This window comes from Planktothrix tepida PCC 9214, assembly GCF_900009145.1.
In the GTDB taxonomy this organism is placed as follows: Bacteria; Cyanobacteriota; Cyanobacteriia; order Cyanobacteriales; family Microcoleaceae; genus Planktothrix; species Planktothrix tepida.
Genome location: NZ_LN889781.1, coordinates 1 through 7,700, shown reverse-complemented (window position 1 = coordinate 7,700; position 7,700 = coordinate 1). Strand labels below are relative to the sequence as shown.

The window sequence follows — 7,700 nt, the reverse complement described above, 5'->3', positions numbered from 1 at the left end:
GGGGGAAGGGTTTGAGGTGCAGGAGTTTGTGTCGAATTGGGGGGGGAAACCTGAATGGGTTGTTGAGAGTTCTCGGTGTTGCGGCGGAGTTGCAGTAAATCCCTTAAACTCGGTAAACTTAGCCACTGAGAGCGAGAATTATTCGAGGTGGGTTGAGCCTTAACTTCAGTTGGATAACCCATTAGTGATAGGGTAATGGATAAACTTACGAGTCCGAGTAAGGATGGGCGAAATAGTGAACGAGACATAAATATTTCCTCCTGGGGATAAAATCGTGGTATTTTAAGCTGTTACGTTCCTGTTTAGCTCTTTCATAAATCTTTACAATCTGTTACTTTTCTCATAAAATACTCAGGTGTGAAACTTCAAGGAGTGCAAACCGTAATGTCGGAGGCAAGCAAGCCACTGACAGTCCCCAAAGAATACCTCACCCCAGAGGGTGGTTTTAACACTACGCTACTGATGTTTTTCGTCGCAGTAGCCCTGGTGATCTATTCCACGTTGGGATACTGGCGTTGGGGTTGGCCAGACTGGTGTTGTTTTTTGATTAATGTTTTGGCGCTGCACCTTTCCGGGACAGTGATTCATGACGCATCCCATAATTCTGCCCACAAAAACCGCATTCTCAACGCGGTATTAGGACATGGTAGTGCTTTAATGTTAGGGTTCGCTTTTCCCGTGTTTACACGGGTGCATATCCAACATCACTGTCATGTTAATGATCCAGACAATGATCCCGATCATTTTGTTTCCACAGGTGGGCCTCTGTGGTTAATCGCGGCGCGGTTCTTTTACCATGAAGTGTTTTTCTTCAAACGTAAACTCTGGAAAAAGTATGAACTTCTGGAGTGGTTTTTGAGCCGCTTATTTGTGGTGACGATTGTTAGCATCTCGATTCATTATGGGTTTCTTGACTATATTCTAAACTTCTGGTTTTGTCCGGCTTTAGTCGTCGGGATAGCCTTGGGTTTATTCTTTGACTATTTACCCCATCGCCCTTTTCAAGAACGCAATCGTTGGAAAAACGCTAGGGTGTATCCAAGTCCGATTTTAAATCTGTTAATCTTGGGGCAAAATTACCATTTAATTCATCATTTATGGCCCTCTATTCCTTGGTATTATTACAAGCCAACTTATGAATTTATGAAACCCCTACTAGATGAAAAAGGTTCCCCCCAAACTTTAGGAATCCTAGAAGGGAAAAAAGACTTTTGGAGTTTTCTCTATGATGTCTTTTTAGGAATCCGTTTTCACCCTCGTAAATCCTCAACGGAAAATTAAACCTTTACCCTTGAAGTTCAAGGGATTAAGATTGAGAATTAAGAATCGCTATTGAACAGAGGTTCTTAATTCTTAATTTATTTGAAGAGATGATGATATTCTGGGAAGAAACCATGAAATCTGAAGAAAAAACCGCAAGTCAAACTTCAAAACCCCAAAATCAGAAAGAAAAAAGTAATTTGGATAAAATTAAAGAGAATATTCTAATTTTAGCGATCGCATTAGGATTATCCCTATTGATTAGAACCTTTATTGCTGAACCTCGGTTTATTCCTTCAGACTCCATGTTTCCGACTTTAGAAATTGGCGATCGCTTAGTGATTGAAAAAGTCTCCTATTATTTAGATTCTCCTCAATTTGGCGATATTATTGTGTTTAATCCTCCCACCCAATTACAAGAGATTGGCTATGCAGCCGATCAAGCGTTTATTAAACGGATTATTGGTAAACCGGGTGAAATTGTAGAAGTTAAAAATGGTCGGGTTTATATTGATAATCAGCCCCAATTTGAACGATATATTGCGGAAGAACCCCATTATCAATTACCCCCCGTGAAAGTTCCCGAAAATTCCTATTTTGTTATGGGAGATAATCGCAATGATAGTAATGATTCCCATGTTTGGGGTTTTCTTCCCAAAGAAAATATTATTGGGCGGGCTGTATTCCGGTTTTGGCCTATTGAACGATTTGGAGGAGTTTAGATTGTTTTAAAATCTTTAGTAAATCTAAATAGACGTAGCTAGATTGATTCAATTTGATGCTAATATCTGAGTTGCTTCTTTTAACACTTGAGTGATTTCAGGCTTTTCAGAAGCAATCACATCATTTGGCAAGTGCTTATGATGGGGAAAGTTTGGGAGATTGGGAAAATGAGGCGTACTGTCATAGCGAAAAATTAGGCAATTATTTTCATCTTGAAAATGGTAACGGTAATCGAGGAAATCTAATTGATTATCTGCAACGATGATTGCTTCATTAATTTCTAGTAGGTGAGTCTGATTGAAACGCAATCTAATTCTTAGATTAGCCCGTTTTGGAGTTAAAATTTCTTCTTCATAACGCTCAACATAAATATTGCTACTGTATAGAATAGCTTGCTCAATCTGAACTAGGTAATCCGATAAAATATTAGGTAACATCATTAAGTCTTTGGGCGAGTTCCTGATGTAAAGCAAGGTAATGACGATAATCATTAGCCCATTCTATAAATAGGATATCATCGGATAAAAAACCGCGATTATATTGGTTAAAGAATTCCTCTGAGTCAATTTTTTGCTGGTTTTCGTATAAGCTGAGTCGTTTAGCAACAGCAACTAAGGCATCTAACGGTGATGTATATTGAATGGTTTGTTTACGCATAGATTTTTTGTTTTTATAGGGATCTCTAAGGAGGGAAACAAATGCAATCAATATTGCGGAGTTAATATAATTATACAATAATAACAGAAAATAGGAAACCTAGACAATCAAACGTTTTTACCCTATTTCCTATTTCTGCTATACAATGAATTCCAACCCCTACAACGCCTCACCCATTAACGTAAACGCTGACCAATAATAGGGATTCGGATTAGTCTTTTTAACGGTTAACATTGCCTGTCTTAACGCTTGGGCTTTGTCTTTTGTGGTTTGTAGATTTCGATAGAATTCTGTCATTAATTCCCCTGTAGCTTGATCATCCACTGACCACAACGACACAACTAAACTGGGAACTCCCGCACTCAAAAACGAACGAGATAAACCAATCACTCCATCTCCAGTAATTTCTCCTAACCCTGTATCACAGGCACTTAATACTACTAATTCTGCATTTAATTTTAACCCAAAGATTTGATCCGCCGTTAATAATCCATCTTCTGAACCGGAAGGAGTTAAGGCTATTCCACTATTTAAGGGATTTTGGTTATCAAATATTCCATGAGTGGCAAAATGAACAATTCGAGCATTTGCCATGCGATTTAATACCGTTGATTCCGTTGCATTTGCCCCAATTAAGGGTTGTATTTTCAATAATTCTCCAATATAAATTGCCTCTTTTTCTGCAAAAGGTAAGGGTTTTAAAGCTATAGGTTCTTCCCCTGGACTCGGTGCAATTTTAGGCATTTGGGGATTGCCAATAATTAGAATATCTGAGGCTGAATTTGATAAATTTTGCCGTTTTTGATGGGTAGACTCTAAAACTGCAATAGAAGGGGAGACAACAATAGTATGTTTTTCGATTAAATATTTTCCAGTTTCATCTTGTAGGGCAGCAAAGGGCAGATAAAATAAATCATCGGTAGGAATAAAAATAACTCGTTCATCGGGATTTGTGGGTAATAAATCTCCAATGGGTTGAATTAAAAGTTGATAAAGTTGTTGAAATTCTTTTTGTTGAGAAGAAGAGGAAATCGGTATATTTTGAGTAGCTTGTAATAGAGCAGCAGCATCGGCATTAAATAAACCACTACTGCGGGTCTGGGATCGAGTTAATTCCCCTCTGGCAGAAGCCAGAGTAAAGTCACTTTTACAGGCATCATTATTAAAACAACGGGCTGCAAAAATGAGACGACCTAAAGAGGTGTTTTGTTGTTGCCATAGCGGTTTAAGATCAGAGCGTCTAAATTCTATTTCTCCCGTTGGTTTAATCACCCAAATATATAACTCTGATTCTTGGGTTTGTTGTTTACCCTCTATAGAAAATGTATCCCCTACCCAAGAATATTCAACGATTGTTGCCTTTTCTTGTTTAGCAATTTTTTGAAGTTGTGCTAAAGAAACTACCGGAGAAAACTGGCTGGAATCAGGAGTAATTCGTTTGGCTAATAACTCCGCTAAAGCTCTCCCCCGCCCCCGTTCAGAAACTTCTAAAGCTTGATTAATTTTATTTTGAGCAATTAAAACTTGTTGAAGTGTATTGTAGGTACTACGTTGAGTTTCGGATAAAGACACTTTATTAATATCATCTTTAATATTTTGTCGCAGAGATTCTTTAACTTCAAGACTCGCGAATAGATGTTTTTCTGCTTCAGGAAGATTACCCAATTTAAACAAAGTCCAGCCTAAACTGTTGAGAGTATTCCCTTCTCCCTTGCGATCGCCAATTTCATGATAAATTTTTAATGCCATTTCCCATGACTGAATTGCGGCTTGATGTTGGCTGCTTTCAAATTGTTGTACTCCTTGATCTAATAATCGGTCTGCTTCTGCTTTTTGTTCTGTAACGGTTTGGGCAAATACCCCATTCCCTATTTGTAATGATTCCCAGAAAAACAGGCTGGGATGTTCTGTTAGGGTTAGGGTAGTTAATAAGGTGAATAAGGTTGTTAATCCTAAATGTTGCAGTTTCATAGTATTGATTTTTAGTTAAATCAAGGGTTCAGTGACGATCAAATTTAATTCCACTTCATTCAGGAGTTTTTGCCAATTTTCTTTTAATTGTTGATCATTAGGATTTTGGCGAAGTTGTTCTGCTAAATTGGCGATCGCATCATGCCAAATTCCGGCTTTAGCATAAATTAACCAATGCTGATTTGTTGGATTTTTTGCTAACTCTTGGGTGAGTTCAGGTGTGGGAATATTGCGTTGAATCAATCCTTGAATAAAGGGAGGATTAGAACCCGGACAATTGAGTTGAACTGTCCAACGATAGGGGATTTCTGTTTGTAATTCAGGACTATTGGGAGGCAAGGTAATCCTTAAAATTCCTCCGTTTTTTTGCAGATCAAAGGTACTTTTATAAACGAGTTGATTTGTGTTATTATTATAAATAACAAAATCAGCCGTTTGAGCTTGGCTGGGAGGGAAATAAATTAATAAACTCGGATGGGGTGAAATTGTTAATTCTAATTGTTTGTCACTTTTGGGAACTAAAGCAGTTAGAGGTTTAAGATTCTCTGAAGTCAAACATTGATCTCGTGTTCTGCCGGGTTGTGTATCTCGTCTCAAACCAGGCTTTTTGTGGTAATCGGGAATTAATCGTGTTCCGCCCGGTTTTGTGTCTTCTGTACCGCCTTCTGTATCATAGGGAACTACAGGAGTTTGTTCAGCGTTTATGGGAACAGGAATCACCCAGAACCCTAAACTTAATATTAAAATTTTTAAACTTAATGGAATCGAGAATAATAATTTTACCATTGCACCTTCTCTCCAAGAAAATTTTGATTTTTATCTGAAAAACAATTTTATTTTAGCCCTAACACTTGATAAACTTCAACAGGTTTTTCCTTTCCCTTCAAAGTTAACTCTCCCCAAGATTCTACATTGTATTTTTTCGGTAAGTAAATTAACGTTTCTTTTGTCGTCAAAATTCGGCATTCTCCAACATGACGGTCTTTCTCACAACTTTCTAAACGGGAAGCAATATTAACACTATCCCCAATTACCCCATATTCTAAGCGATTTTTTCCCCCTAAACTGCCGACGGTGACAGTCCCAGTATAAATCCCGATTCGCATTCCCACCACAGGTAATTTTTGTTGTTGCCATTTTTGGTTTAATTCGGATAAACATTGACCCATTTCTAAAGCACAATCAACAGCATTTTCCGCATCTTTAGCAATATCTTTTAAATGGGTTCGAGGGACAGGAACTCCAAATACAGCCATTAATCCATCCCCAGTAAATTTACTCACAATTCCCTGATGATTTAAGACAATATCTGTCATCAAACTCAGATATTGATTTAACCAATTCATTAAGGCTTCTGAGGAGTGTTTTTCTGCAATGGTACTAAAATTTTTTAAATCTGTAAATAGAATAGTTGCTGTTAAAGTTTGGGGCGGTAAAAACCCTAAATTAATTAAATGCGATCGCTCATTCCATAAGGCATTAGCAATTTCTAATGAAGTTTGTTGCCCTAATAGCTTCATAACGATTTTTTGCTGCTGTTGAAATTCCCAATCTTGATAAATAACTGTGACGCTAAAAGTTAAAATAAAGGCTAAACCCGGAGCAGCAACAGGTATCCAAAAAAGTTGTAAAAATAACTCATAACTGACTCCAAATAAAATGATGAATCCCATAAAATTACCTGCAATTAAAATTAATGGATGCTTAATTTTCAATCCCCAATAACTTCCTAAAATTCCCCAGATGATTATCCATAACCATTCCCCAGGTTCTGACCAAAATCTAAACAGAGGTTTTCCATCTAAAACAGCACTCAGAATATGACTGACCATCTGACCATGAACCACCACTCCAGGCATTTCCTGAAATTGAATATTTCTGTTGTGATAGGGAGTTAAAAAGCTGTCTTTCACACTATAGGAATTCGTTCCGATTAAAACAATTTTATCCTGAACCCATTCAGGTTTATAATTGCCCTTTAAAACCTGCATTAATGTCACAGTCTGTGCAATTTTTTTAGGCGTTCGATAATTGAGCAAGAATTTATAGCCTTTTGCATCAATGTTTTGATATCCTCCTGAGTTAGATTGCAATTTATCAAAAACAACAGTTCCTAATTGATATTGACCTTTAGGATTAAGTTTTGGAAAAATTCCCTCACCTTTGAGATAAAGTAAAGCTAATTGCAGAGAAAAAGCCGTTAATATAGTTTTTTTATCCTTGGCGAATATTAATTGACGACGCACGACTCCATCGGGATCAATTGGAATATTTAGAAACCCCACTTGTTCATCAGGAAGGGTTGGGGGTGGGGAAATTGAAGAAACCCATTGATTCCCCATAAAAGTAACACCAATAATATTCGGTTTTTGCAGTTTTTGAACCAATTCGGAATGACCCGGAGGGACAGCAATATCTCGATAGATATCAATGCCAATGGCGCGGGGTTTATGTTGTTGTAATTTTGCTAAAACTTGGGCTAAAATTCCATCAGGAATCGGCCATTGTTTAATCATTTGAATATCGGTTTCTGTAATTTCAACAATCAGTAACCGTGAATCAACTCCAGGGTCAGAACGCGATCGCATCATTAGATCATAAGCTTTTAATTCTAATGGTTGTAACCCTCCAATCTGACGAATACTGAACAAAGTAATGAGAGTAATTCCACTGAAAATCACGCCTTGCAAACTCAAAATTTTATTAAGGTATTTACTCATGTCTTTTTTGTCTAAATCAAGGGATATAATACAATAGTAATCTTTGATTGATTTTAGAACTACTCTTTTATATAAATTGGTATTTACACCCCAAGTTTAGCAAATTGTGTGGTGGATAACCTGGAGTTTTATTTCAACTCCTGATCAGCAGCAAAAGATGTTTTTTATAAAATAAAACCCCATTTTTCCCCGTTGAATTTCTCAATCTATTAATTTTGGTAATTGCTCTAAACTAAAAGCTGGATGCCAATGATATCCGACAGCATCAGGGAATTTTATTAATTTTAAGCCTAATTTTTTTAACCTAACCCCTAGTTCTAAATCTTCCCAACCATATTGTTTAAATTGACAATCAAATAATCCCGCTTC

At 37.1% G+C, this 7,700-nt stretch carries 8 protein-coding genes and 1 pseudogene; 2 read left to right on the top strand and 7 right to left on the bottom strand.

Features of this window, described 5'->3' with window-relative positions:
* The coding region (locus tag PL9214_RS03260) for a hypothetical protein (protein ID WP_139294954.1) at positions 1-248 on the bottom strand (248 nt) is incomplete at its 3' end.
* 136 nt (positions 249-384) lie between these two features.
* Here PL9214_RS03260 and crtR point away from each other — a divergent pair.
* Entirely contained in the window at positions 385-1,281 is an 897-nt protein-coding gene (crtR, locus tag PL9214_RS03255) for a beta-carotene hydroxylase (protein WP_072717417.1), read from the top strand.
* Between the two features lie 113 nt (positions 1,282-1,394).
* A complete protein-coding gene (lepB, locus tag PL9214_RS03250) occupies positions 1,395-1,982 on the top strand; it encodes a signal peptidase I (protein ID WP_072717418.1) in 588 nt (195 codons plus the stop codon).
* Between the two features lie 48 nt (positions 1,983-2,030).
* On the opposite strand, the gene tumE is transcribed toward lepB, so the two are convergent.
* The 6 genes and pseudogenes from tumE to PL9214_RS32150 all read right to left on the bottom strand — a co-directional run.
* Complete coding sequence (tumE, locus tag PL9214_RS03245; RefSeq protein ID WP_245824162.1) at positions 2,031-2,423, bottom strand: toxin TumE; 393 nt, start codon at positions 2,421-2,423, stop codon at positions 2,031-2,033.
* Positions 2,410-2,640, bottom strand: a complete 231-nt coding sequence (tumA, locus tag PL9214_RS03240) for an antitoxin TumA (protein WP_072717415.1) — start codon at positions 2,638-2,640, stop codon at positions 2,410-2,412. Before tumA ends, tumE begins: the two co-directional genes overlap by 14 nt.
* Positions 2,641-2,799: 159 nt before the next feature.
* Entirely contained in the window at positions 2,800-4,611 is a 1,812-nt protein-coding gene (locus PL9214_RS03235) for a CHAT domain-containing protein (RefSeq protein WP_072717414.1), read from the bottom strand.
* A 15-nt stretch (positions 4,612-4,626) separates the two neighbouring features.
* Positions 4,627-5,397, bottom strand: a complete 771-nt coding sequence (locus PL9214_RS03230) for a DUF928 domain-containing protein (RefSeq protein WP_072717413.1) — start codon at positions 5,395-5,397, stop codon at positions 4,627-4,629.
* Positions 5,398-5,444: 47 nt separating this feature from the next.
* Positions 5,445-7,331: a CHASE2 domain-containing protein gene (locus PL9214_RS03225; RefSeq protein WP_072717412.1), complete on the bottom strand. Its 1,887-nt coding sequence runs from the start codon at positions 7,329-7,331 to the stop codon at positions 5,445-5,447.
* Positions 7,332-7,535: 204 nt separating this feature from the next.
* Positions 7,536-7,700 (bottom strand): annotated as a pseudogene (locus tag PL9214_RS32150) (glycosyltransferase family 2 protein); the annotation flags it as partial.